The organism is Leifsonia sp. NCR5 (genome assembly GCF_002105485.1).
Classification (GTDB): Bacteria; Actinomycetota; Actinomycetes; order Actinomycetales; family Microbacteriaceae; genus Leifsonia.
Map to the genome: position 1 here is coordinate 48351 of NZ_NCSR01000006.1, position 25271 is coordinate 73621.

Here is a 25271-nt window from a genome sequence, read left to right on the forward strand (position 1 = left end):
GTGAAGCGATGTCACACTATTCGCGCGTGTCACACACGCACCACTCCCACCTACAGGTGCCACACACCTGGGGGTCAGACGAAGTTCAGCGGCGGCGGATGTCCGCGCGCCGCGAAGCGAGGTAGACGAGGACGCCCGCGACGACCGCGGAACCCATCGTGGTGATCCAGAACGGCAGCGTGCTCGCGGCGTGGCCGGTCGTGGCCTGCACGATCCCGACCAGGAAGCTCCCCACGGCGACGACCAGCAGGGCCACCGCGACACCGACCATCGCGCGGCCGGTCGAGTCGGTGTATTCGAGGAGGTGACGCCACATGCATCCATTGTCGCGCATCCCTTTGGGTCGGCCGTCCACCCCCGCAAACGAGGACGGCCCCCGGTGCCGAAGCACCGGGGGCCGTCCGTCGTACGGAATCGCTTAGTTGTACGTTCCGGGGGTGTAGTCGTCCGAGCTGAAGCTGTCGAAGTCGACGAAGCTCAGGTCGTTCTCGCTGAAGGCCGAGTCGTCGGCGAAGATGCGGTTGGGGTACCGCTCCGCCTTCGCCTCTTCCGTGGCCTCGACCGTCACGTTGCGGTAGCGAGCCAGGCCGGTACCGGCCGGGATCAGCTTTCCGATGATGACGTTCTCCTTGAGGCCGATCAGCGGGTCGGACTTGCCCTCCATGGCCGCCTGCGTCAGGACGCGGGTGGTCTCCTGGAAGGACGCGGCCGACAGCCACGACTCGGTCGCGAGGGAAGCCTTGGTGATACCCATGACCTCCTGGCGAGCCGACGCGGTCTTCTTGCCCTCGGTGAGAGTGGCGCGGTTGACCTCGTTGTACTTCGAGCGGTCGACCAGCTCGCCGGGCAGCAGGTCGGTGTCGCCGTGCTCGACGACGGTGACCTTGCGCAGCATCTGGCGGACGATGACCTCGATGTGCTTGTCGTGGATCGGAACACCCTGCGAGCGGTAGACGCCCTGCACACCACCGACGAGGTGCTTCTGCACCTCACGGACACCCTTGACGCGAAGAACTTCCTTCGGGTCGACGGCGCCGACGATGATCTGCGTTCCGAGCTCGACGTGCTGGCCGTCCTCGACGAGGAGGGTCGAACGCTTGAGCACCGGGTAGACGTGCGGCTCGTCGCCGTTGTCCGGGGTCAGGATGACCTTGCGGCTGCGCTCCGTGTCCTCGATGGTGATGCGTCCTGCTGCCTCGGCGATCGGGGACGCACCCTTCGGGGTACGAGCCTCGAACAGCTCCTGCACGCGGGGAAGACCCTGCGTGATGTCGTCAGCGGATGCGGAACCACCGGTGTGGAACGTACGCATGGTCAGCTGGGTTCCCGGCTCACCGATCGACTGGGCCGCGATGATGCCGACGGCCTCTCCGATGTCGACGAGCTTTCCGGTCGCGAGCGAGCGGCCGTAGCAGGCTGCACACACACCGACGGCCGACTCACAGGTGAGCACGGAGCGCACCTTGATGTCGGTGACACCGGCGGCGACCAGCTTGTTGATGAGGACGTCTCCGACGTCGTCACCGGCCTTCGCCACGACGGTACCCTCCGGCGAGACAGCGTCGGCGGCGAGGGTACGGGCGAACACCGAGTTCTCCACGTTCGCGTCGCGCACCAGCACGCCGTCGGCGCCGGCCTCGGCGATCGGAAGGTCGAGACCCTTGGTCGTGCCACAGTCGTCCTCACGGATGATGACGTCCTGCGACACGTCCACCAGACGACGCGTCAGGTAGCCCGAGTCTGCCGTACGGAGAGCCGTGTCGGCCAGACCCTTACGGGCACCGTGCGTCGCGATGAAGTACTCCGCCACCGACAGACCCTCGCGGTACGAGGAAATGATCGGACGGGGGATGATCTCACCCTTCGGGTTGTTCACCAGACCACGCATACCGGCGATGTTGCGCACCTGCAGCCAGTTACCACGGGCACCGGAGGTGACCATGCGGTTGATGGTGTTGTCCGCCGGGAAGTTGGCGCGCATGGCCTCTGCGACCTCGTTGGTCGCTTCGGTCCAGATCTTCACCAGTTCCTGACGACGCTCGAGGTCGGTCGTGAGACCCTTCTCGAACTCGGCAGTGACCTTGGCGGCCTTCTTCTCGTAGCCGGCGACGATCTGCGGCTTGTTCGGCGGCGTCAGGATGTCGCTCAGCGACACCGTCACACCGGACCGGGTGGCCCAGTAGAAACCGGCGTCCTTGATGCGGTCCAGTGCTGCTGCGACCTCCACCTTCGGGTAGCGCTCCGCGAGGGCGTTGACGATCGAGGAGATCACGCCCTTGTCAGCGACCTCGTCGACGAACGGGTAGTCCGCCGGCAGCGCCTCGTTGAAGAGGGCGCGGCCGAGGGTCGTCTCGACGATGGCGGTGACACCCTCGGTGCCGGTCTCGTTCGCGTCGGAGGGCACGTAGTCCTCGAGACGGATCTTGACCTTGGCGTTGAGGTGCAGCGAACCCTGGTCCTTGGCGAGGATCGCCTCGGAGACCGACGAGAACGCGCGCCCCTCGCCCTCGGCGCCTTCGCGCACGGTGGTGAGGTGGTGCAGACCGATGATCATGTCCTGCGAGGGCAGGGTGACCGGACGGCCGTCCGACGGCTTCAGGATGTTGTTCGACGCGAGCATCAGGATGCGCGCCTCGGCCTGAGCCTCGACCGACAGCGGCAGGTGGACAGCCATCTGGTCGCCGTCGAAGTCCGCGTTGAACGCGGCACACACGAGCGGGTGCAGCTGGATGGCCTTGCCCTCGACGAGCTGAGGCTCGAACGCCTGGATGCCGAGACGGTGCAGGGTGGGTGCACGGTTCAGCAGCACGGGGCGCTCGCGGATGATCTCCTCGAGCACGTCCCAGACCTGCGGACGCGAACGCTCGACCATGCGCTTGGCCGCCTTGATGTTCTGAGCGTGGCTCAGGTCGATCAGGCGCTTGATCACGAACGGCTTGAACAGCTCCAGCGCCATCTGCTTGGGCAGACCACACTGGTGCAGCTTGAGTTGCGGGCCGACGATGATGACCGAACGGCCGGAGTAGTCGACGCGCTTTCCGAGCAGGTTCTGACGGAAACGACCCTGCTTGCCCTTCAGCATGTCGCTGAGGGACTTGAGGGCACGGTTGCCGGTGCCGGTGACGGGACGACCGCGGCGGCCGTTGTCGAACAGGGCGTCGACGGCCTCCTGCAGCATCCGCTTCTCGTTGTTCACGATGATCTCGGGAGCCCCGAGGTCGAGCAGACGACGCAGACGGTTGTTGCGGTTGATCACGCGGCGGTACAGGTCGTTCAGGTCGCTGGTCGCGAAGCGGCCACCGTCGAGCTGCACCATGGGGCGCAGCTCCGGCGGGATGACCGGGACGACATCCAGGACCATCGCAGCAGGCGAGTTGCCCGTGGCGAGGAACGAGGAGACGACGCGCAGACGCTTGATCGCGCGGATCTTCTTCTGTCCCTTGCCGTTCGCGATCTGGTCGCGGAGCAGCTCGGCCTCAGCGGCCAGGTCGAACGCGAGCAGGCGACGCTTGATCGCCTCGGCTCCCATGTACGCCTCGAAGTACAGCCCGAAGCGGTCGACCAGCTCGTTGAAGTCCGCGTCCTCCGGCTTGAGGTCGCCGACCTTGAGGGTGCGGAAGGACTCCCACACGCGCTCGAGACGGGCGATGTCCTCGTCGTAGGACTTGCGGATCTGGCCCATTTCCTTCTCGGCCGTGTCCTTGACGCGACGCTTCTGGTCGGCCTTGGCGCCTTCCTCCTCCAGTGCGGCGAGGTCGGTCTCCAGGCGCTGCAGACGGTCCGCGATGCGGCTGTCGCGCTGGTCGGACAGGGTCTTGATCTCGAGACGGAGCTCGTTCTCAAGGCCGGGCATGTCGGCGTGACGGCCCTCTTCGTCGACCTCGATCACCATGTATGCGGCGAAGTAGATGACCTTCTCGAGGTCCTTCGGCGCCATGTCGAGCAGGTAGCCGAGGCGCGAGGGAACACCCTTGAAGTACCAGATGTGGGTCACGGGAGCAGCGAGCTCGATGTGGCCCATGCGCTCGCGGCGGACGGAGGACTTGGTGACCTCCACGCCACAGCGCTCACAGACGATGCCCTTGAAGCGCACGCGCTTGTACTTACCGCACGAGCACTCCCAGTCACGGCTCGGCCCGAAGATCTGCTCTCCGAAGAGGCCGTCCTTCTCGGGCTTCAGCGTGCGGTAGTTGATGGTCTCGGGCTTCTTGACCTCGCCGTACGACCAACGACGGATGTCGTCAGCAGTGGCCAGGCCGATACGCAGTTCATCGAACGTTGTTGCGTCGATCAATTTTCCTTCTTTCCTGGAAAAAGTGTGTCAGTAGGTCTGGCGGCTTAGATCTCGTCGATCGACGACGACTCGAAGCGCGAGGAGATGTTGATGCCGAGCTCTTCCGCAGCGCGGAACGCTTCGTCGTCCGCGTCGCGCAGGCTGACCTGCTGGCCGTCGGCCGAGAGCACCTCGACGTTCAGGCACAGCGACTGCATCTCCTTGATGAGGACCTTGAAGGACTCCGGGATGCCCGGCTCCTGGATGTTCTCGCCCTTGACGATTGCCTCGTAGACCTTGACGCGACCGAGGATGTCATCCGACTTGATGGTCAGGAGCTCCTGCAGGGCGTACGCGGCACCGTATGCCTCGAGCGCCCACACCTCCATCTCACCGAATCGCTGTCCACCGAACTGCGCCTTACCACCGAGCGGCTGCTGGGTGATCATCGAGTACGGTCCGGTCGAACGCGCGTGGATCTTGTCGTCGACCAGGTGGTGCAGCTTCAGGATGTACATGTAGCCGACCGAAACGGGGTCAGGGTACGGCTCGCCGGAGCGGCCGTCGAACAGCTGGGTCTTGCCGGAGCCGCCGATGAGCCGGTCGCCGTCACGGGTGACGGTGGTCGAGTCGAGCAGACCGGCGATCTCCTCCTCCTTGGCACCGTCGAACACCGGGGTGGCGACCTTGGTGTTCGGGGCGGCGGAGAACGCAGCCTCAGGGAGCTCTGCAGCCCACTTCGGCTTGCCCTTGACCTCCCAGCCGTTCTTCGCGATCCAGCCGAGGTGGATCTCGAGGACCTGACCGAAGTTCATTCGACCCGGGACACCCAGCGGGTTGAGGATGACGTCGACCGGGGTTCCGTCCGCGAGGAACGGCATGTCCTCGACCGGCAGGATCTTGGAGATGACACCCTTGTTGCCGTGACGGCCGGCGAGCTTGTCACCAGCGGTGATCTTGCGCTTCTGGGCGATGTAGACCACGACACGCTGGTTGACGCCGGAGCCGAGCTCGTCGTCGCCGTCCTGCGAGTCGAAGACCTTGACACCGATGATCGTGCCCTCTTCACCGTGGGGAACCTTGAGCGAGGTGTCGCGCACCTCGCGGCTCTTCTCGTTGAAGATCGCGCGGAGCAGACGCTCCTCGGCCGAGAGCTCGGTCTCGCCCTTCGGCGTGACCTTGCCGACCAGGATGTCGCCGGGGCGAACCTCGGCGCCGATGCGGATGATGCCGCGCTCGTCGAGGTCGGCCAGGAGGTCCGGGCTGACGTTCGGCAGGTCGCGGGTGATCTCTTCCTTGCCCAGCTTGGTGTCGCGGGCGTCGACCTCGTACTCCTCGATGTGGATCGAGGAGAGGGTGTCGTCCTTCACCAGGTTCTGGCTGAGGATGATCGCGTCCTCGTAGTTGTGACCCTCCCACGGCATGAACGCGACGAGCAGGTTCTTGCCGAGCGCCAGCTCACCGTTCTCGGTGGCGGGACCGTCGGCGATGACCTCGCCTGCTTCGATCCTGTCGCCCTCGGAGACGATGACGCGGTGGTTGTACGACGTGCCCTGGTTGGAGCGGTCGAACTTGCGCAGGTAGTAGGTCTTCGTGCCGCCCTCGTCGAGCTGGATGGTGACGGCGTCAGCCGACACCTCCGACACGACTCCGGCCTTGTCGTTGATGAGCACGTCACCGGCGTCGATGGCCGCGTAGCCCTCCATACCGGTTCCGACGAGCGGGCTCTCCGAACGGACGAGCGGCACAGCCTGACGCTGCATGTTCGCACCCATGAGGGCGCGGTTCGCGTCGTCGTGCTCGAGGAACGGGATGAGCGAGGTCGCGACAGAGACCATCTGGCGCGGCGACACATCCATGTAGCCGATCTCGTCTGCGGGGATCAGGTCGACCTCTCCACCCTTCTGACGTGCCAGGACGCGGTCTTCCGCGAAGTGGCTGTCAGCGGTCAGCGGAGCGTTGGCCTGGGCGACGATGTAGTCGTCCTCCTCGCTCGCCGTGAGGTAGTCGATCTGGTCGGTGACCTTGCCGCCGACGACCTTGCGGTACGGCGTCTCGATGAAACCGAACGAGTTGATCCGCGCGAACGATGCGAGCGAACCGATCAGGCCGATGTTCGGGCCTTCCGGGGTCTCGATCGGGCACATGCGGCCGTAGTGCGACGGGTGGACGTCACGGACCTCGACGCCGGCGCGCTCGCGGCTCAGACCACCGGGGCCGAGGGCCGAGAGGCGGCGCTTGTGGGTCAGACCCGCGAGCGGGTTGTTCTGGTCCATGAACTGCGACAGCTGGCTCGTTCCGAAGAACTCCTTGATCGCGGCGACGACGGGGCGCACGTTGATCAGGGTCTGCGGCGTGATGGCCTCGATGTCCTGCGTGGTCATGCGCTCGCGGACGACGCGCTCCATGCGGGACAGACCCGTGCGGACCTGGTTCTGGATGAGCTCGCCGACGGCGCGGATGCGACGGTTGCCGAAGTGGTCGATGTCGTCGACGTCGAGACGGATCTCGACCGGCTCACCGTTGCGGACGCCGTTGAAGGTGGTGCGGCCGTCGTGCAGCGCGACGAGGTACTTGATCGTGGCCAGGATGTCCTGGACGGTCAGCACGGAGTCGCTCAGCGGGGCGTCGAGCCCGAGCTTGCGGTTGATCTTGTAACGGCCGACCTTCGCGAGGTCGTAGCGCTTCGGGTTGAAGTAGAAGTTGTCGAGGAGCGCACGCGCAGCCTCGGCAGCGACCTGCTCGCCCGGACGCAGCTTGCGGTAGATGTCCTTGAGCGCCTCCTCCTTGGTGAGGATGGCGTCCTTCTCGAGCGTGAGCTCGATCGACTGGTACCCGGCGAACTCCGAGAGGATCTCCTCGGAGGTGAGGCCGAGGGCCTTGAGGAACACCGTGACCGACTGCTTGCGCTTGCGGTCGATGCGGACACCGACCTGGTCGCGCTTGTCGATCTCGAACTCGAGCCATGCACCACGGCTCGGGATGACGCGTGCCGAGTAGATGTCCTTGTCGGACGTCTTCTCGGGCGTGCGCTCGAAGTAGACGCCGGGGCTGCGGACGAGCTGCGACACGACGACACGCTCGGTGCCGTTGATGACGAAGGTGCCCTTCTCGGTCATCAGGGGGAAGTCGCCCATGAAGACGGTCTGCGTCTTGATCTCACCGGTGAGGTGATTCATGAACTCGGCTTCGACGTAGAGAGGAGCGGAGTAGGTCTTGCCCTTCTCCTTGCACTCGTCGATCGAGTACTTCTTCTCTTCGAGGAAGGGGTTGGTGAAGGAGAGCTGCATCGTCTCACCGAGGTCTTCGATGGGAGAGATCTCCTCGAAGATCTCCTCGAGACCGGTGTTGCTCGGCAGATCCTGTCGACCCTGCTCCTGGGCTTCGGCGACGCGAGCCTTCCACGCGTCGTTTCCGACCAGCCAGTCGAAGCTCTCGGTCTGCAGTGCGAGCAGATCCGGAACGGTGAGGGTGTCAGTGATCTTTGCGAACGAGAGACGAGATGCGTTTCGTCCGTTCTTGGGTGTCTTGTCAGTGTTGGTTGCGTTGCGCGCAGCAGCCAAGGAAATAACCTCCGTGGGCCCCGTCGGGCCTCAGTTACTGTCTGTCAGTGTGTGTACTGTATGGACGAGAACTCCCAGGGGATCGTGCTGGCGCCCATCTGACCTGTGAACCAGGCCCAGGCGCGCACGGAAGATAAGCAAGGCCGACCGCAATATGAAGGCAGATGTTTGTCTGGGAGCGCAAAAGACAACTATATGTCAAATGGACGCGCCGTGTCCACTCTTTTCTTGACCCGACGCGCATCCTTGCGGTATAACCCGCGAAGGCTCTCCGATATTTCCGCAGAACGACGCGGATTCAGCCCGTCGGAAGCGAGTCGACCGTCGCCAGAATCGCCTCTTCGCGCGACCGCGGAGACCAGCCGAGCACCCGTTCCGCCTTCGCAGCGGACGCCCGGCGCACCACGCCGACGTCCGGGAGCGACCCCCGCACGGTGCGGCTGAACGGCGCGAGCGCCTTCAGTACCCAGTCCGGCATCGTCTTGGTCGTGATGCGGGCTCCCCCTTCTCCGAGGTGGCCCCGGATGAGCAGGGCGACCTCCTGGGCGCTCATCACGTCGCCGGAGATGGCGAGGAAGCGCTGACCGGCCGCCTCCTGCCTGGTCATCGCGAGCAGGTGCAGCGCCGCGACGTCGCGCACGTCGACGATGCCGAAGCTGACGTTCGGCAGGCGAGGGAGCCGCCCATCCCGAACAGCCTTGATCAGCTGGACCGAGCTGGAGTAGTCGTGGCCGAGCACGGGACCGAGGATGCCGACCGGGTTGACGGTCGCCAGTTCGAGCGCCCCTCCCTCGCGCTGGACGAAATCCCAGGCGGCGCGCTCGGCGAGCGTCTTGGACTTCACGTACGCGCTCACGGGGACGCCGCTGTCGAGGTCGGTCCAGTCGTCCTCGGTGAACGGGCGGTCCGTCGGCGGGTGGCCGTAGCCGATCGCGGCGAACGAAGAGGTGAGCACGACCCGCTGCACGCCGGCATCCCGTGCGGCACGCAGCACGCGGAGGGCGCCGTCGCGGGCGGGGACGATGAGCTCGTTCTCGTCTTTTGGCTGCGTCGCGGGGAAGGGAGAGGCAACGTGCAGCACGACGTCGCAGCCCGCGACGGCCTCCGCCCAGCCGGCGTCGGCGGTGAGGTCGGCGACGGCGAAGGTCAGCCTGTCGCCTCCCGCATCCTCCAGGCCGCCCGCGACCAGTTGCGAGCGGACGTCGGCGGCACGGGCCGGCGTGCGGATGGTCGTGCGCACCTCGTATCCGGCCTGCAGCGCCTGCAGCACGCAGGTGGCGCCGACGAAGCCGGAGCCTCCGGTGACGAGCACTCGTTGTGTCATGCGGCCCATCCTCCCCCAGAATCTAGGAACGGACGAGGGCGATGACTTGAGCGCGGTCGCGAACTGCCAGCTTGGCGAAGATCGCGTTGATGTGCGTCTTCACCGTGGCGACGCTGACGAACAGCGTGGAGGCGATCTCGCCGTTGCTGAGGCCGTCTGCGACGAGGGCGAGCACATCCACCTCCCGTTTCGTCAGTGTCGGGAAGCGGGCGGAGAGCGATGGTACCGGCGCCGGCGCTGCGCTGCCGGTCAGGCTGTTGACGAGCAGCGCGCCGACCTCGGGCGCGAACGTCGACTGGCCGCGGGCGACGGCCCGCACGGCGGCCGCGAGCTCCGCGCGGCCCGCGTCCTTGGTGAGGTAGCCGCGGGCTCCAGCGCGCAGGGCGCCGAGGATCGACTCGTCGTCGGCGTACGTGGTGAGCACCAGGATCGCCGTTCCCGGTGCGTCGCGCACGATCCGCTCCGTGGCGGCGACCCCGTCGACACCGGGCATGCGCAGGTCCATCAGCACCACATCCGGATGCTCGGCCACGGCGAGCGCGACCGCACGCTCCCCGTCCTCCGCAGCGCCGACCACCTCGATGTCCGGCAGCAGGCCGAGCACGGTGACGAGGCCGTCGCGGATGATGGCCTGATCGTCCGCGACGACGACGCGGATCCGGGGTTCGTCGGTCATGACAGCCTCGCCTCCACAGTCACGGTGAAGCGGTCGCCGACGACGCCGGCCGTCGCAGCACCACCGAGCGGGAGGGCGGCGACGCGTTCGCGCATCCCGTCGAGGCCGTGCCCTCCTCCGGTCGCGGCGAGTTCGCCGACGTCGTCGGAGAGCGGGTTGGAGACGGTGAGGCGCACGCGACCACTCTGCCAGTCGATGTCGGCGCGCACCGGCTCGCCCTGCGCGTGCTTGCGCGCGTTGCTCAGCGATTCCTGCAGGGCGCGCTGCAGTGCGGCGCCCTGGGCGGCGGTGAGCTCGGCCAGCTCGCCGTGGGTGGTGAGGTCGACCACGCCGCCGAGGGAGCGGTGGGCGGCGAGCAGGTCGTCGACCGCCGCTGCGAAGGCCGCTGGCTCGACGACCATCCCGGATGCGCCGCTCCCCGCTGGATCGCGCAGCGCGGCGACCGCGCGCCTGGCCTCGCTCAGCCCGCTCGCGGCGAGCGCTCGCGCGTCGGTCACCCTGGCTGTCGCGGCCGCGGTGTCCCCCGCTTCGAGGAGGGCCTCGACCGCATCCAGCTGGATGACCAGCCCGCCGAGGCTGTGCGCGAGCACGTCGTGCAGGTCACGGGCGATGGCGACGCGGGCCGCCTCCTCGCGCATCTCGCGTTCGCGCTCCTGCAGCAGCGCCGCCTGCTCCTCCGACTGGCGGAACTGACGGCGGCTGAGCCCGGCGAACACCGCGAGCACCACGCCGCCCATCATGGCGAGCACAGCGCCGACGCCCGTTCCGAACGGCACGGCGCCGGCGGCGACGAGCGCCAGCGTCACCACGGCCAGACCGAATCCCTCCAGCACCGGCCGACGCGGAGCGCCGACCGTGGCGAGCACGGCGATGGCGGCCGGGACGACGGAGAGCCCGTCGGACGGTGCTGCGACGAGTCCGCCGGCAACGGCGGCGACGACCAGAAGCGCCGTCTCCCCGGCGCGGACGCCCGCGAGCGCGATGGCGCCGCGTGCCACCCAGGCGGCGTCCGCGATCAGAGCGAGGACCAGCACCCAGACCGGCCGCTCCGCCGAGTGCGACACGATCAGCGAGAACCCGATGGCCAGCGCGCCGACGAGGTTCAGCGCGAAGGCCAGCGGGCTCTGCTGTCTGGGCGGGTTCACGATCCCATCATGCTGCGATTCGGGTCCGCGGCGTTGACGGTGGCCGCAGCGTGGCGGCCGAGCCGCTGGGCGAACACCGCGGTGCGCGCCGCCCGGTTGGCCGCGAGCATGAGCAGGATGACGCCGGTGGATGCCGCCAGGTGCGATCCGGCCATCCCGGCCAGCACGTCGATGCCGACGCGAACGACGATCACGAGCACCCAGAGCGCGAGCCCCCACGCACCCGTGCGCGACTCGTAGGTCGCTACGTCCCTGCGGTCCTTGCCGATGTCGATCGGCTCCGGCAGCAGCCGGAAGTGGGCGATCGCCCCCATCCACGCTCCGATGCCGAGCGAGATCGCGAGCTCGACGACGAGGACACCGATGTCGAGGGCGGTGAGCGCGGCGGGCTTGGTGGTCTGCGCGATGAGGACGAGGCCGATGATGCCGAAGATCGCGGGACCCCGCCACATGCGGCCGAGCGAGACGGGCCGCCAGGTCATCTGCCGGAAGCCGATCCAGCCGATCGCCGCGACGATGAGAAGAGCGTTTCCGAGCATTTGGATGGTCATGACCGGCCTTTCGTGAGCGTGTGGCGCCGGGAGGTTCCCGGCACTGTTCCAGCGTGCTGCGCGGGCCGCGCATCCGGCACCGCCCGTGGGTGGAGATGCGGGTGGAGATCAGGCGGGCGGCGGGCGCGACTAGGGTGGATGCCGTGCCAGAGAACCCGTCCGTCGTGCTCAAGGAGAGCGGTTACCTCGCGACGATCGAACCGGACAGGTTCGTGCCGGGTTCGTACCAGCTCGTGGTCGACGGCACGCCCCAGTCGCACGTGAACCTCGACGACCCCTCCCAGCTGTTCTTCGAGTACGTGCAGCGGATGGGGAACGTCATCGACCTCATCGGCGATCCTGGCGAGCCGATCACCGCCGTGCACCTGGGCGCCGGGGCGCTGACGCTGCCGCGCTACATCGCGCACACCAGGCCGGGTTCCCGCCAGCAGGTGGTGGAGCTGGAGAGCAACCTCGTCGACCTGGTGCGCGAGAACCTACCCCTCCCCCGCTATGCGCAGGTGCGCATCCGGCACGGGGACGCCCGCGAGGTGGTCGGCAAGCTGCCCGCCGGGCTGCGCGGTTCCGTCGACCTGCTGGTCATCGACATCTTCAGCGGCGCCCGCACGCCCGCACACGTGACGAGTGTGGAGTTCTACCGCTCGGCCGTCTCCCTGCTCGCCCCGGACGGGATCGTGCTGGTGAACGTCGCCGACGGTCCCCCGCTGTCGTTCGCCCGCAGCCAGATCGCGACGCTCGGCGCCGTGGTGGAGAACGTCGCTGCGCTGGCCGAGACGCAGGTGCTCAAGGGGCGGCGGTTCGGCAACGTCGTGCTGGTGGGCTCGAATGCCTCCCTGCCGCTCGACTGGCTGCCGCGCCTGCTGGCGAGCGGGCCGCATCCGGCCAAGGCGGTGGCCGGGGCCGAGCTGAAGACGTTCGCCGGGAAGGCGCCGATCGTCACGGACGCGACGAGTGTGCCGTCCCCTCCCCCTGCGCGCAGCATCTTCCAGACGGGGACGCGCAGAGACTAGTCGCGGGCGTCAAGCGTGCCGGAAGGTGACGGCCTGGCCGGGCCGCAGCTGCGCGAAGGCGTCGAGCGAGGTGTCGGCGACGACGGCGATCACCGGATAGCCGCCCGTGACGGGATGGTCGGCGAGCAGCACGGTCGGCCTGCCGTCCGGTGAGACCTGCACGGAGCCTGCGACCATCGGCTCGCTCGGCAGCTCCGCGGGGTTCGACCGTTCCAGCAGCGGCACGGGATGCGCATCGACCCCGGCGGCGTGCGCCGGGCGACGCGGAGGGTCGAGCCGCGCGCCGACCCGGTTGCTCGCCGCGCTCAGCCGCCACTCCGCGGTGTAGAACGCGTCGATGGCCTCCGCCGTGAACCAGTCGGCGCGGGGACCGGGATGGGCGCGCACCTCCACCACGCCCGCCGCAGGCTCCGCAACGGGCACGAAATCGAGCAGGGGCACCTCGGCCCGCGGATGCTCGCCCACCGGCAGCACCTCCCCCGCCAGGACGGGCGCCGGCCCGAGAGCCGAGAGCAGGTCAGTGGAGCGCGACCCGAGCACGGGCTCGGCGATGACGCCTCCGCGCACGGCGAGATAGCTGCGCGCGCCGACCGCCGGCGGGGCGATCCGCAGCACGGCACCGGCTTCCGCGTGCTGCGCGAGGTGCGGATCGACCGGCACGCCGTCGAGCGTGATCGGCCCGGCTGCGCCGGTCACCGCGAACCAGGACGGTGCGTCGAACCGTGCGGTGAAGCCGCCGAACAGGATCTCCAGGCCCGCGCATCCAGCGTCGTTGCCGAGCAGGCGGTTGCCGAGGGACAGCGCTGCCCTGTCGAGCGCGCCGGACGGGCTGACGCCGAGGTGCGAGAGCCCAGGCCGTCCTCTGTCCTGGACGACGGTGAGCGGACCCGGCTCGATGACGACGATGCTCACGGCGCCTCCACGAACCGGACGACCGTGCCGGGCGAGAGGAGCGCCGGAGTCTCGGAGGCCGCATCCCAGACGGTCGCGGCGGTGCTGCCGATCAGCTGCCAGCCGCCGGGACTCGACCGCGGGTACACGCCGCTGAACTCGCCGGCCAGGCCGACGGCGCCGGCGGGGACCGCTGTGCGCGGGGTCGCACGGCGGGGCACCACGAGGCGGTCGTGGTCGGTGACCAGATAGCCGAAACCGGGCGCGAAGCCGCAGAACGCGACCCGCCAGGTGGAGCCGGTGTGCAGCGCGACGACCTCGGCGGGGCTCATCCCGAGCAGGGCGGCGACCTCGGCCAGGTCGTCGCCGTCGTACCGCACGGGAAGCTCGACGGCGCTCCGGTCTCCTGTGGCCTGTTGGTCGGGGACGGCGTGCGCCAGCCAGTTCGCCGCGACGCTCAGCGGCAGCACGGCCGGATCGACGGCGACGCCGATCGTGCGCGCGGCCGGCACCAGTTCGACGACACCGGCCGGGCGGGTGCGCTCGAGCGTGCCGTAGAGGGCGAGCACCGCATCCAGGTCGTCGAGCTCGGCCAGCAGGGCGCTGTCGCCGTTCGGGAGGACGCGCACGGTCATCGCCACGCCTCCACGCGCACGCCGGCGTCGGCGAGCGCCGCCCGCACGGCGGCCGCCATCGCGACGGCGCCCGGGGTATCGCCGTGGACGCAGAGCGAGTCGACGCGCACCTCGATGTCCGTGCCGTCGGCGGCGATGACCCGGCCGTCGAGCGCGAGGCGCACGGCGCGCTCCGCGATGGCGGCATCTCCGGAGAGGACGGCGCCCGGCTCGGTGCGCGGCACCAGGGTGCCGTCGGCGCGGTAGGCGCGGTCGACGAACGCCTCGTTGACGAAGCGGAGTCCGGCATCCCGTGCCGCCTCCGCGATGGCGGAGCCGGCGAGACCGAGGATCGGGAGGGACGGGTCGAAGGCGGCGACGGCGCTCGCGACCGCGCGTGCCTGCTCCCGGTCGGTGACGATGCGGTTGTAGAGGGCGCCGTGCGGCTTCACGTACGAGACGCGGGTTCCGGCGACACGGGCGATGCCGCTCAGCGCGGCGAGCTGGTAGAGCGTCTCGTCGCGCAGGGTGCCCGGCTCCACCTCCATGCTGCGGCGGCCGAACCCGGCGAGGTCCCGGTAGGAGACGTGCGCGCCGACGGCGACGCCCTGCTCGGCGGCGAGGCGGCAGGTGGCCAGCATCGTGGATGCGTCACCCGCGTGGAACCCGCACGCCACGTTGGCGCTCGACACCAGTCGCAGCATGGCGGCGTCGTCGCCCATCCGCCAGGCGCCGAACGACTCGCCGAGGTCGCTGTTGAGGTCGATCGAACGTTCCACCCCTCCATTGTGCCGGGTGGTCGCTCGCGCAGCCATCGAGGTCAGGCGGAGGCGGGCGGGGTGGAGGCGGCGGCGCGGGCGCGGTGGGCGCGGACCTTGGCGCGGTTGCCGCAACGCTGCATCGAGCACCAGCGGCGGTTGCCGGAGCGCGAGGTGTCGAGGTAGACGAGGTCGCAGTCGTCGGCGGAGCACTCCCGGATGCGGCCGTCCGCCTCCGCGGAGAACAGCCGGACCGCATCCCGGGCGATGGTGCTGAGCGCCTGGTGCGGCCGCGCGTTCGTCCTGCCCGCCTGACGGCCGCCGCCCGCCAGCACGGGAGGGATGTCCGGGGTCGCCGCGAAGAGGTTGACCACGTCGACGTCGTCGGGGCCGAGCGCCGCTCCGCCGCTCTGCTGCCTGGCGAGGCGGCCGATCGCGGAGCCGAGCGCCGACGCATCCCGGAACTCCCGGTCGCCCGCCGTCGGAGCGACCTCGGGGAAGCGGGTGGTCAGCCAGTCGTTCAGTTCTTTGGCATCATGGACTGTCTGCCATTCGCCGCCGTCCCGGTCGAGTCCGCCGGTGTACGAGAAGTCGAGCGCGAGCGATCCGGAGTCGAACCAGAAGTGCTGGCCGTCGGAGGAATCCATCCACTGCCCCGTGCCGCCGGTGAGTATCGCTTCGATCGCCATGTAACCAATATAGTCGGTTACTGTACCCCGGATGCGATACTGAGCGGATGGCCGCCACCCGCCCCGACCCCACGCACACCATCGACGGCAGCATCGTGCGCCTCCGCCCGCTGACGCGCGAAGACCTGCCGGACCTCTTCGACGCCATCGGGCATCCAGAGGTGTTCGCCGGAGGCTGGGGAGGCGGCCCTGCCGCATACCGGGACACCTACGAGGAGTGGCACGAGTTCATCTCGAACTACCTGCAGTGGGGCGCAGGCAACGTGACCGTCGTCTGCCTGCGCCAGGACGGCGACCGGGTGGTCGGGACAACCACGCTCGGCGACTTCGACCTCGTGAACGAATCGGCTCACATCGGCTGGACCGCGTACGCCCCGGAGGTCTGGGGCACCCTCGTCAACGCCGAGACCAAGCGTCTCCTGCTCGGCGCCGCCTTCGACAACGGCTTCGAGCGGGTCAAACTGCAGGCCGACGTGCTCAACACGCGCTCGCGGGCGGCGATCGCACGCCTCGGCGCGACGCCGGAGGGGATCCTGCGCCACATGCAGCGTCGCGCGGACGGGACCTGGCGGGACACCGCCGTATTCTCGATCCTGCGCGAGGAATGGCCGGAGGTGCGGGCCGGACTGGATGCGCGGCTCGCGGGAGCGGGCACAGGCACAGCTACCGGCACCGGCACCGACCGCTAAGCGCGCCCGGGCAGCTCGCTGCTCATCCCCTGCTCGCTCGCGGCCGACGCGGCCATCCTGCGCTGTGCAGGGGAGACGTCTCTGTGCTGCCACGAGATGAGGTTCGCCGCGTCGAAGCGGCGCGAGCACGCTCCGCAGGCGAGCGCTCTGGCCGGCTTGCGGTATCGGTAGTGCGTGTGGCCGCGCGGGCAGGTGCCGACCCACGGCGCGAGGTCGTCGGCGATGGCGCCGCCGTGCAGGCGTTTGCCCTCGTAACCGAGGTCGATCGCGGTGGAGCGCCAGCGCGGGCCGTGACCGGCGCGAGAGCCGGCAAGGGCGTGCGCGACCTCGTGCAGGAGGATCTGGTGGATCTCGTCGTCGTCGTACCGCGCCGCCAGATAGCGGGAGACCGTGATGCGCTTGGCCGTGTAGTTGCAGAGCCCGGCCCTGGTCTTCGCGTTGTCGAAGTCGAACGTCCACACGGCGGGGTCGAGATGCAGAGCGATCAGCGCGTTCGCCCAGCGCCTGACCCGCTCGAGATCAGCCATCAGCGCCCACCGAGAGGGGGATGCGCACGACAGCCGGACAACTCATATCAGAATCCTACGCGCGTTCCCCGCGGTCGTTCCAGGGCGGCGTCAGCGTGCGCGGTCGGACGACGGAGCGGACGACTCCGGCGGCTCGGGCGCGCGGTTGGCCGCATCCGGGCCCCGGCGCTCGGAGGCCGCGGCGGCCGCTTCGTCGCGCGCACCGCGGTTGGCGTCGGCGAACGACTTGACCACGGCGACCGCGATCAGCGAGCTCTCGATGTCGGCCGGAGACGCCCCCAGCTTCTCCCGCAGGAACACGGCGGCGGTCACGTCGGCGAGCGCGTTGTCGTACTCCTCGGCGTCGAAGTAGGCCTTGCCGCGGTTCTGCGTTGCGAAGGCTTCGAGGGCCGTCCACTCGTGCGCGTGGGCCTCGTCGACGCATCCCGTCAGCTCGGTGATCGCCTCGTCGAGCTTGCCCTGGAACTGCAGCACCTGCGCCCTGCGCACCCTGGCGCCGAGCAGCTGCTCCCTGTCGCCGGTGAACCTGGCCTGGCGCACGGCCTCGTTGCCGACTTGCATGGCCTCGTCCAGCCTGCCGAGCAGACGGAGCAGCACGGTCTTCTCGTTGAGCGCGCTGAGACTGCGCAGGCCGCCGAGTTCGTCGAGCCTCAGGCCGGCCGCGCGCAGGTCGACGCGCTCGCGCAAAGTGGTCGGGTCGTAGCCGAGGATGATGCTCAGGGTTCTGCTCCAGGTCGTGTAACCATCCCAGACTAACCCGAGAGGCGGATCAGCCGGGGTGCTTCACCGATTGCGCGGGGACGAGTGTGACCTGCACGAGCCTGTCGTCGCCGGGACGCGGGTCTCCCCTGCCGTCGGTGTTGTTCGTCAGCAGCCACAGCGTGTCGCCGTGCGCCACCGCATCCCGCAGCCGCCCGAAGGTGCCGTCGAAGAACGGCTTCACGGTGACGGGAGCGTGGCCGTCCGTCGTCCAGATGGTCCAGAGGCGCTGCCCGCCGAGCCCGGCCAGGAAGAGGGTGTCGCCCACGACGGCCAGACCGCTGGGACTCGCCACGTCCGTCGGCCACTGGAAGACGGGATCCGTGTACTTCGGATCTCCGCCGATGCCCTCGACGTTCGGCCAGCCGTAGTTCGACCCCGGCGTGATGATGTTCAGCTCGTCCCAGGTGTTCTGCCCGAACTCGCTCGCCCACATCGTCCCCCGCGAATCCCAGGCGATGCCCTGCGGGTTGCGGTGCCCGTACGACCAGACCGGCGAACCGGGGAACGGGTTGTCGCCCGGCACCCCGCCCTCCGGCGTGACCCGCAGGATCTTGCCGCCGAGGGAGGCGACGTTCTGCGCGTTCGCGGGGTTCGAGGCGTCGCCGGCGGTGATGTAGAGCATCCCGTCCGGTCCGAACCCGATCCGCCCGCCGTCGTGGTTGGACGCCTTCGGGATGCCCGTGACGACGTTCTCCTGCGTGCCGAGCGCGTAGCTTCCCGGCACGCCGGTGACGGGCATCCGCACGACACGGTTGTCGTCGGCCGTCGTCTCGTATGCGTAGAGGAACTTCGGCGCCTCCTCGTCCTGCACGGCCAGGCCGAGCAGTCCGCCCTCTCCGGAGTGCACGACTCCGGCGACGGTGCCGATCGTGCGCGTCCCGCCCTGCGGCAGGCGTTCGAGCACGGTGCCGCTGTCGCGTTCGCTGATCAGCACCGAGCCGCTGCGCAGCGGGACGACGGACCACGGAGCGACCAGCCCCTTTTCGAGATCCACGGTCTCGCCGGACGGCTCCCACGGGATCGCGGCGACCGCCGGGATGCTCCGCGTCGGCGACGGGCGAGGCTCAGGTGTCCGGGTGGTGGACGGCGGAGGAACGGGGGCAGGGGCGGTGCAGCCGGTGAGCGCCGTCGCGACGGCCAGCCCGGCTGCGAGCAGCGTCACGGTGAGTCTGTTCATCGCTCCGCCTCCCTCCCGAACGCGCGGACCGCCAGGGCCGTTGGGTCATGGTAACCCCACGGTCCTGGCGGTCGATCGGAGCGCTACGCCTGCCCGCGCCTGCGGCGGCTCACGAAGGCCGCGCCGATCAGCAGGAGGATGGCACCCCATCCGGCGACGAGGAGGTAGTCACCGGCCGATCCGGTTGCCGCCAGTCCACCGGCGGTGGTGCTGGGGGCCGGAGCGGGCACCGACGTGAACGTCGGCTGAGGCGTCGTCGTCGGCTTCGGCGTGGGCGTCGGCGTGACGACGGGACCGGTCGGCTCGCCGGGGCCGGCCGGGTCGACCGGCTTGTTCACGACCACCTGGGAGCAGGCGGCGTCCGGCAGACCGGAGCAGGTGCCACCCGTCGTCGGCGGCTTCCACGGCCCCACCGGCGGCGTGCTGACGGTCGCGATGTTCGCGTACGTCCCCGCGGCGGCGAAGGTGAGCGTGACGTGGACGTCGATGGATGCGCCTTTCGCCAGCAGCGGGATCGCCCAGCTCACCACACCGCTGCCTTCGGTGCCGCCGTGGTCGGCGGAGACGAACGTCGACCCCTTCGGCAGCGTGTCCGTAATAGTGAAGGCGGTCGCGTCGAGCGCGCCCTGGTTGGTGACCGTGATGGTGTACTGGACCGCGTCCTTCTCCATGACGCTCAGCGCCTTGGCGGTCTTGGCGATCGACAGCGCCCCGAACTCGTAGGTGTTCGTGATCGTCGCGGTCTGGGCGGCGGGGACGGCACCCGCCTGCTCGGTGGAGAGCACGTGGACGGTGCCTCCCGCGATCGAGCGGTCCGCCTCGCCGTAGCTGCCTGGAGCCCCGTGCTCGGCGACCGTGCAGTCCGCGCCGAGCGGGATGCCGTCGATCCGTGCGGTGAGGCCGGTGGCCGTCGCGAGCGTGAGCTGCGCCGCCGCCCCGAGGTCGACGGGCGCACCGGCCACCGTGCAGGCGACATCGGCGACGAACTGCGCGGGGGCGGACGATGCCGCGGAGCCCGTGACGATCTTGTCGACCTGCAGCGGACCGGTGACGATGGTCACACCCGCCTTGACGGGAGCGCGGCGCACCGTGCCTCCACCGGTCAGTGCTGCGGTCGCACCGAACTGGTTCCACGCGAAGGAGGGGGCGGACGCCATCGAGACGGGCGCCCCATCCGGAGCTGCCGAGGTCGCCGGGCGGTTCACCGTGCGGTAGGTCGCACCGACGGTCGCGCCGGGGGCGAGGGTGCCCGCCGCCGTCGTGCTGAAGTCGAGCGTCACGCGGAGGCCGGTGACGGCCGACCAATCGCCCGTGAACGCGGTGGACGGCGTCCACTCGGAGGCCACGGGGTTGGCGGAACAGGTGGGGTCGCTCGGCCAGGCGGTCGCTCCCGCTCCGACGCAGACGTCGGGAGCAGTGGTGACCTCCCACGTCACGGTCGTGCCTGTCGGCGCGTCCGCCACCAGGCCGTAGCCCTGATCGAACACCGGCCGGTAGGTGGAGCCACGGGCGGCGCCCGTGGCGAGCATCCTGTCGCCCGGGGTCGGCAGCGGCTCGACGAACACGAGGGCGTCGTAGGTGACGGTGCCGCTGTTCATCGCACGCAGGCGCCACTGGTCGGTTCCGCCGACGACGGTGTTCGCCGCGCACGGCGAGACGAAGTATCCGTCGGCGTCCGGGGTGCAGGTGGCGGACGGGCTGGACGGGTTGACAGCACCGGAGACGATGCCGCCGACCACGTCGCCCTTCACGCCCTTGCTGGTGTACAGCGACGGGCCGGAGATCGGCTGGACGTAGTTGCTCGTGCCGCAGGCGGTCGCGGCGAGACCGGAGAGCGTGCCCTGCCCGTTGCCGGACGTGTTGGTGCACGCATCCAGAGTCTGTGCCGTCGTGACCGAGAAGCTGTTGACCGCCTGCTGCGAGCCGGTGAGGCCCGGCTGCAGCACGAGGTTCAGCTGCACGGTGAACCGCTCGCCGGGCGACATCCGCGCCCCGCCGGCCGGCCAGGAGAGCGCGAGCTCTCGCGTCGCGGTGTCGAAGCCGGTCGCCGGCGTCACGGAGAGCGTGCCTCCCGGCGTCGTGCCGAAGGTCGGCGCCTCGCCGTCCCAGGCCAGGGAGGCCGGGAGGGTGTCGACGAGTTTCGTCACGTCGACGAACCCGGTGCCGGTGTTGGCGAAGGTCAGCGTCCAGCCGCCCGGGTCGCCCACGCTCACGGTGTGGATGCCGTTCTCCGGCGTCTTCGACACGTCCAGGCTGTGCGTGCCGGTCAGGAGCGCGATGCTCGCGGTGGCGTCCGCCGTCCTGTCGGCGTACACGGCCGGGCTGTCCGTGCGGTGCGTGAGGGCCGTCACGGTGTCGTCCACGGTGCTCGGGAACACGGTCGGCGAACCGTCGACGGACGCATCCCGCAGCTGCACGTGCAGGATAGCCGTCGCGGTGAAGTTCGCCGGCACGGCGGTGCGGCTGAACAGGTCGCCGTCCGCCCTGCTGAACACGAACCGGATGCCCGTGATCTGGTCGAGCGCGGTGGTCGGCAGGGACGCGGTCGCGGCGGTCGTGCCCGCGATCCAGGTGGAGGTGCCGCCGGTCTGCACGTCGACGCGCACGCGGTCGGCGCCCGCCGGCAGCGTCACGTCGCCCGCGGAGAGCCCGGTGAGCGCGAAGCGGTTCCAGAACCCGGAGTCGGTGTCGGTCAGCGTCACCTGGTGCGTGGCGGCCGTCGCCTGACCCTGGGTCGCTGTGAGGGTGACCGCGACCGGCGTGTGCCGGTCCTTCTCCAGCACCGACGGCGCGGAGAAGCTCTTGGCGGCCGTCACGTCGAGCGTCGCGGTCGTGAGCGTCAGGCTCGCGGTGTCGCTGTCGTTCGGCTGCGAGCCCTGACCGCTCGGGTAGAGCACGGGGTCGTAGCCCTGCGCGAAGGCGGCGTTGTCGACCCGGAAGGCCTTCACCTCTGCCGACGCGTCGCTGCGCTGGGTCACCCTGACCTGCGTGCTCAGCGTCATCACGAGGTTCTGGCCACTGACGATCGTGCCTCCGCCTGTCACGGGATTCGTTCCCTGGTAGACGACGCTGACGCCGACCACATCCAGCAGGTCGGCGGGCTGGAGCCCAGCCGCCTGGGTCATCGACACCCTCGTGGTACTGAGCGTGCCGTCGGACGCGCGGTGCCACAGCGTCACCTGCGAGGCGACCGGATCGACCTGGGCGGAGGGCGCCGTGAAGCGGATCCTGGTGAGGGTGAGCCGCTCGAACGGGTTGGCAGTGCTGTAGCTCGCGGCGGCGAACGGGTCGGCCGACCAGGCGTTCGCGGCGGAGAGGCAGGCGCCCATGGATCCGCTGTCGCACGGGGACGGGTCCGTCACCCTGATGTACGAGGCGCGGGCGGCGGCGGCGTTCTTCGCCGTGATGGTGAAGTCGTTGGTCGGGTATGCGGACGGGTCGACGTCGCCGGCCTTGGGCACGACCATCGTGGAGCGCTGGCTCGTCTTCGCGACGTCGACGAGCGGCGGCTGGTCGATCAGCGCGAGGTTGTCGGCGGCGTCGACGGGGCCGACCGGGGTTCCGTTGTGGACACCGGACGCCGAGCTGCGGTTCCAGATCGTGCCGGCCGTCGAGTCGTTGAAGAGCGTGTCCGCGGAGGCGAACGGGTCATTCGCGGCGGCAGGGTCGCGGAGCAGGTTACGCAGCTGCCAGACCAGGCCGAAGCTGCGGGACTGGCCGAAGGCGACCGTGGCGATGCCCGAGCCTGCCGGTGGTGCGGCCGGGTCGGTCGCCGTCGCTCTGGCAGGGTCGTTCGGGATCACGGTGATGCGCACGCCGGTGGTGCCGCTGAGCTCCGCGGGGGTGAGCGCGTATCCCTTGAAGCCGGTGCCGTTCATCCAGGTTCCGCCGGGCGCAGGGACGAGGTTCCATGCGCCGTCGTGGTAGAGGCGGATCTCGCTGACCGCATCCCATTTCAGCAGGGGCTGCGACGCGAAGCTGACCGCTGCGATGCTGACGAGGTCGAACGCCTGGAACACGGTCTGCGCCGGGTCGGCCTCGTTCGACGCGGGGTCGGAGATGGTCACCGAGCTGTATCCGGTGTCCGTGACGCCCCAGGAGAGCACCGTGCCCGCCTGCTGGCCGGACTGCGACGGCAGTTCGGTGAGGTCACCGGTGAGGTCGGGCTTCGTCCACTTCTTGGCGGTGCCGAGCGAACCGGAGCCGCTCTGACTCTGGATCGCGGCGGTGGCCGTCGCGGTCAGCACCGGGCTGACGACGGGCGGCGCTCCGGCGATGACGCCGGAGGCGTGCGAGCTCGCGAGGTTCTGATAGGTGCTCTTCGGTCCGTTGGCGACCGAAGTGGAGCCGCTACCGTCGCGGAGGGCGGCGCGCGCCTGCGCGGTGATGTTCGGGCTCACCGTCGTGCCCTGCCCGAATCCGGCCGGGTTGGCGAAGGTGAAGCGCAGCCCGGTGATGCTGCCGACGAGCCCGGCGGGGAGAGCGGCGCTGTAGTTCGTCGCCGCGGTGGTGGCATCGACCACGGTGAACACCGAGTAGGTGGCGCCCCCATCGGTCGAGTACTCGACCGTCAGCGTCGAGCCGAGCGGCACCTGCGTCGGTGCGATGGCGATCGGGTTGAACGCGTTGAAGAAGTCGTCTGCACGGCCGGAGCGCCAGGTGTCCTCGACCACGATGGTGTTCGGACGCACGTACGCGGAGTCGGTGGACGTCGTCGCCGGCAGCTTGGCCACGACCGTCGAGCCGGGCGAGACCGCACCGGAGGGCGCGATCGACTTCGACAGCTTCAGCGAGATCTCCGGGAAGAAGACCTTGAGCGGCGCCGTCGCCGTCCTGTTCGCCGTCCCGGCGGGGTTGATGCCGGTGACCGTGACGGTGTTCGTCACGTCGGCGGGGCTGGCGTTCTGCGCGACGTAGTCGGCGGCGGGAGCGATCAGGAACTGTGCGCTGCCGATGGCGCCGACAGCGACGGCCCCCGTGTACGCCAGCTCGAAGCCGGTGAGGTGGGCGCCGGTCGGTGCGGCGGGCGCGACAGGGGTGGCGCCGTCGGCGAACGGTGCGGACACGCTGCTGCCGTCCGAGAAGATCCAGACCACGGAGGCACCGGACGCGCCGGACGGGTACGACAGCGGGGCGGCGAAGCCGCCGAAGCCGAGCGACGCGGTGAAGAAGTCGCGGTCGCCGAGCGTCAGGGTGCTCAGCGGGCCGTTCGAGTCGTTCTTGCCGGTGATCGTGGCGGTCGCGGTCGTGCCCGCCGGGATGCGGCTCGGCGCGATGGTCTTGCCCGCGCTCACGAGCACCGTGAGGCCGCCGACGGTGAACGGAGCCTGCGCGGTCTTGGAGACCGGCGGCTTGCCAGGCACGGTGACGATGCCCGTGACCTTGTTGGTGACCGTCGCGCCGCCGACGAGCGAGGCGGCGGTGCTGCGGTTGACCGCGCGCTGTGCGACGGAGACGGCGACGCTGCCGGCTGCCCCGTTGGCCGCGAGCGTGGTGCCCGTGCTGCTCGAGTACGTGAAACGGAGACCGGCCACGTTCGCTGCTGCGACGCCGGAGGGGAGCTGGATGTCCGCCGCCGCGGTGGGCGGACCCGTCTGCCACTTCCACGCGTGGGAACCGCTGTCGTACACATACGCGTCGACCTGCACGAGGTCGGCGCCCGCGGGCAGGGTGACGGCGCCGAAGCCCGCGAAGTCGACGATCGCGAACGGGTTGGCCGCATCGAGGGAGGCCGCGCCGTCCTGCGCGACCGTCGGGTCCTGCACGGACAGCGTCGCGGCGGGGACGTTGGAGGTGTTCTGGCTGGTCAGCGTCACGGTCGAGGTCGCGCCGGGCGCGAACTGCTGGTTCGCCGGGGCCCAGGTCTTCCCGACCTTCTCGTCCACCGACACCGGGATGCTCACGGTCACGTCGGCCGAGCCGGTGTCGTCGGGAGCCGTGCTCGACGTGCCGAGCGCGGTGTTGGTGACCTTCACGCCGTTGTACGCCCAGTCCGGCGCGAGGTTCTGCGGCGCCTTGAGCGTCACCGTCACACGGTACGTCCCTCCCGCGGGGATGCCGACGCCCCCGGCGACCTGCTCGGTGAAGAGCACGGTGAGCACGCACGAGGAGGTGATCGTGTTCGTGCATCCTGTCAGCGACTTGGTGAACGGCTTCGAGCTCGGCGAGACGCTCGTGTCCAGGATGCTGAACCCGGCGAACTCGGCGGGGAGCGCATCCACCAGCTTGGCGTCGAGGCAGTCGTTGTCGTCGCAGCCCACCATCACGGTGTACGTGAACTCGGACCCGTTCGTCACCGCGACCGCCGCCTTGCCGTCGACGGACTTGTCGACGGACAGGGAGGCGGTCGCGGCGAACGCCGGCCCCGCCAGCACACTCCCGCCCACGAGGGCGACGACGAGTGCGACGGAGACGGCACCGAGGCGCTTCAGCCTGCTGAGGGCGAGAGCGCTGCTGTCTCGGTGCTTTGCTGTGGTGCTGAACGGAATGCGGGCATGACGGAAGGCACGACGAATCACAGAATCGGGTTTCTGAGTACGCGGAAGCCGGGTAAGCACGCGGTGAGCACGATCGGGTCAGCTCACACGGCGCGACCCCCGGTTCGGGTTCCGGGAGTTTCTTC

General features: G+C 69.6%; 17 protein-coding genes. 2 read left to right on the forward strand and 15 right to left on the reverse strand.

The features are described 5' to 3' along the window. Positions 1 to 85: 85 nt before the first annotated feature. From B7438_RS07060 to B7438_RS07090, 7 genes are all read right to left on the reverse strand, one after another. Positions 86 to 316 carry a hypothetical protein gene (locus B7438_RS07060; protein WP_085368840.1) on the reverse strand — a complete coding sequence of 77 codons (231 nt, stop codon included), beginning with the start codon at positions 314 to 316 and terminating at the stop codon, positions 86 to 88. Positions 317 to 418: 102 nt separating this feature from the next. Then, positions 419 to 4294, reverse strand: coding sequence for a DNA-directed RNA polymerase subunit beta' (locus B7438_RS07065; protein ID WP_085368841.1), 3876 nt, complete (start codon positions 4292 to 4294; stop codon positions 419 to 421). Between the two features lie 44 nt (positions 4295 to 4338). Beyond that, positions 4339 to 7836, reverse strand: coding sequence for a DNA-directed RNA polymerase subunit beta (gene rpoB, locus B7438_RS07070; protein WP_085368842.1), 3498 nt, complete (start codon positions 7834 to 7836; stop codon positions 4339 to 4341). A 298-nt stretch (positions 7837 to 8134) separates the two neighbouring features. Then, positions 8135 to 9160 (reverse strand): aldehyde reductase, encoded by a 1026-nt coding sequence (locus tag B7438_RS07075; RefSeq protein ID WP_256921900.1) that lies wholly within the window; start codon positions 9158 to 9160, stop codon positions 8135 to 8137. Positions 9161 to 9182: 22 nt separating this feature from the next. Then, positions 9183 to 9836 (reverse strand): response regulator transcription factor, encoded by a 654-nt coding sequence (locus B7438_RS07080; RefSeq protein ID WP_085368844.1) that lies wholly within the window; start codon positions 9834 to 9836, stop codon positions 9183 to 9185. Then, the gene (locus B7438_RS07085; RefSeq protein ID WP_085368845.1) at positions 9833 to 10981 is read right to left on the reverse strand and encodes a sensor histidine kinase; all 1149 of its coding nucleotides are present in this window, start codon (positions 10979 to 10981) and stop codon (positions 9833 to 9835) included. Before B7438_RS07085 ends, B7438_RS07080 begins: the two co-directional genes overlap by 4 nt. Then, positions 10978 to 11532 (reverse strand): hypothetical protein, encoded by a 555-nt coding sequence (locus tag B7438_RS07090; protein ID WP_085368846.1) that lies wholly within the window; start codon positions 11530 to 11532, stop codon positions 10978 to 10980. Before B7438_RS07090 ends, B7438_RS07085 begins: the two co-directional genes overlap by 4 nt. A gap of 95 nt (positions 11533 to 11627) precedes the next feature. Between B7438_RS07090 and B7438_RS07095 the strand changes: the two genes are divergently transcribed. Further along, on the forward strand, positions 11628 to 12542 hold the full coding sequence (locus B7438_RS07095; protein ID WP_085368934.1) for a fused MFS/spermidine synthase: 915 nt from the start codon (positions 11628 to 11630) through the stop codon (positions 12540 to 12542). A 9-nt stretch (positions 12543 to 12551) separates the two neighbouring features. Here the strand turns inward: B7438_RS07095 and B7438_RS07100 are convergent, their stop codons facing one another. The 4 genes from B7438_RS07100 to B7438_RS07115 are packed head-to-tail and all read right to left on the reverse strand — an operon-like array spanning position 12552 to position 15494. After that, entirely contained in the window at positions 12552 to 13454 is a 903-nt protein-coding gene (locus tag B7438_RS07100) for a biotin-dependent carboxyltransferase family protein (RefSeq protein WP_085368847.1), read from the reverse strand. Next, the gene (pxpB, locus tag B7438_RS07105; RefSeq protein ID WP_085368935.1) at positions 13451 to 14068 is read right to left on the reverse strand and encodes a 5-oxoprolinase subunit PxpB; all 618 of its coding nucleotides are present in this window, start codon (positions 14066 to 14068) and stop codon (positions 13451 to 13453) included. The genes B7438_RS07100 and pxpB overlap by 4 nt, the downstream gene beginning before the upstream one ends. Further along, the gene (locus tag B7438_RS07110) at positions 14065 to 14814 is read right to left on the reverse strand and encodes a LamB/YcsF family protein (RefSeq protein ID WP_373270191.1); all 750 of its coding nucleotides are present in this window, start codon (positions 14812 to 14814) and stop codon (positions 14065 to 14067) included. Before B7438_RS07110 ends, pxpB begins: the two co-directional genes overlap by 4 nt. A gap of 53 nt (positions 14815 to 14867) precedes the next feature. Further along, a complete protein-coding gene (locus B7438_RS07115; RefSeq protein WP_256921901.1) occupies positions 14868 to 15494 on the reverse strand; it encodes a CGNR zinc finger domain-containing protein in 627 nt (208 codons plus the stop codon). Between the two features lie 47 nt (positions 15495 to 15541). Here B7438_RS07115 and B7438_RS07120 point away from each other — a divergent pair, with 47 nt between their 5' ends. Continuing rightward, positions 15542 to 16183, forward strand: a complete 642-nt coding sequence (locus B7438_RS07120) for a GNAT family N-acetyltransferase (protein ID WP_085368849.1) — start codon at positions 15542 to 15544, stop codon at positions 16181 to 16183. Here the strand turns inward: B7438_RS07120 and B7438_RS07125 are convergent. The 4 genes from B7438_RS07125 to B7438_RS07140 all read right to left on the reverse strand — a co-directional run bounded on the left by B7438_RS07125 (position 16180) and on the right by B7438_RS07140 (position 25167). Then, positions 16180 to 16710 carry a SprT-like domain-containing protein gene (locus tag B7438_RS07125; protein WP_085368850.1) on the reverse strand — a complete coding sequence of 177 codons (531 nt, stop codon included), beginning with the start codon at positions 16708 to 16710 and terminating at the stop codon, positions 16180 to 16182. The two genes, B7438_RS07120 and B7438_RS07125, sit on opposite strands and share 4 nt — an antisense overlap. A gap of 90 nt (positions 16711 to 16800) precedes the next feature. Then, entirely contained in the window at positions 16801 to 17397 is a 597-nt protein-coding gene (locus B7438_RS07130) for a hypothetical protein (RefSeq protein WP_247597136.1), read from the reverse strand. 82 nt (positions 17398 to 17479) lie between these two features. Continuing rightward, positions 17480 to 18649, reverse strand: a complete 1170-nt coding sequence (locus B7438_RS07135; protein WP_085368851.1) for a sorbosone dehydrogenase family protein — start codon at positions 18647 to 18649, stop codon at positions 17480 to 17482. Positions 18650 to 18732: 83 nt separating this feature from the next. Next, a complete protein-coding gene (locus B7438_RS07140; RefSeq protein ID WP_085368852.1) occupies positions 18733 to 25167 on the reverse strand; it encodes a DUF5979 domain-containing protein in 6435 nt (2144 codons plus the stop codon). Positions 25168 to 25271 lie beyond the last annotated feature (104 nt).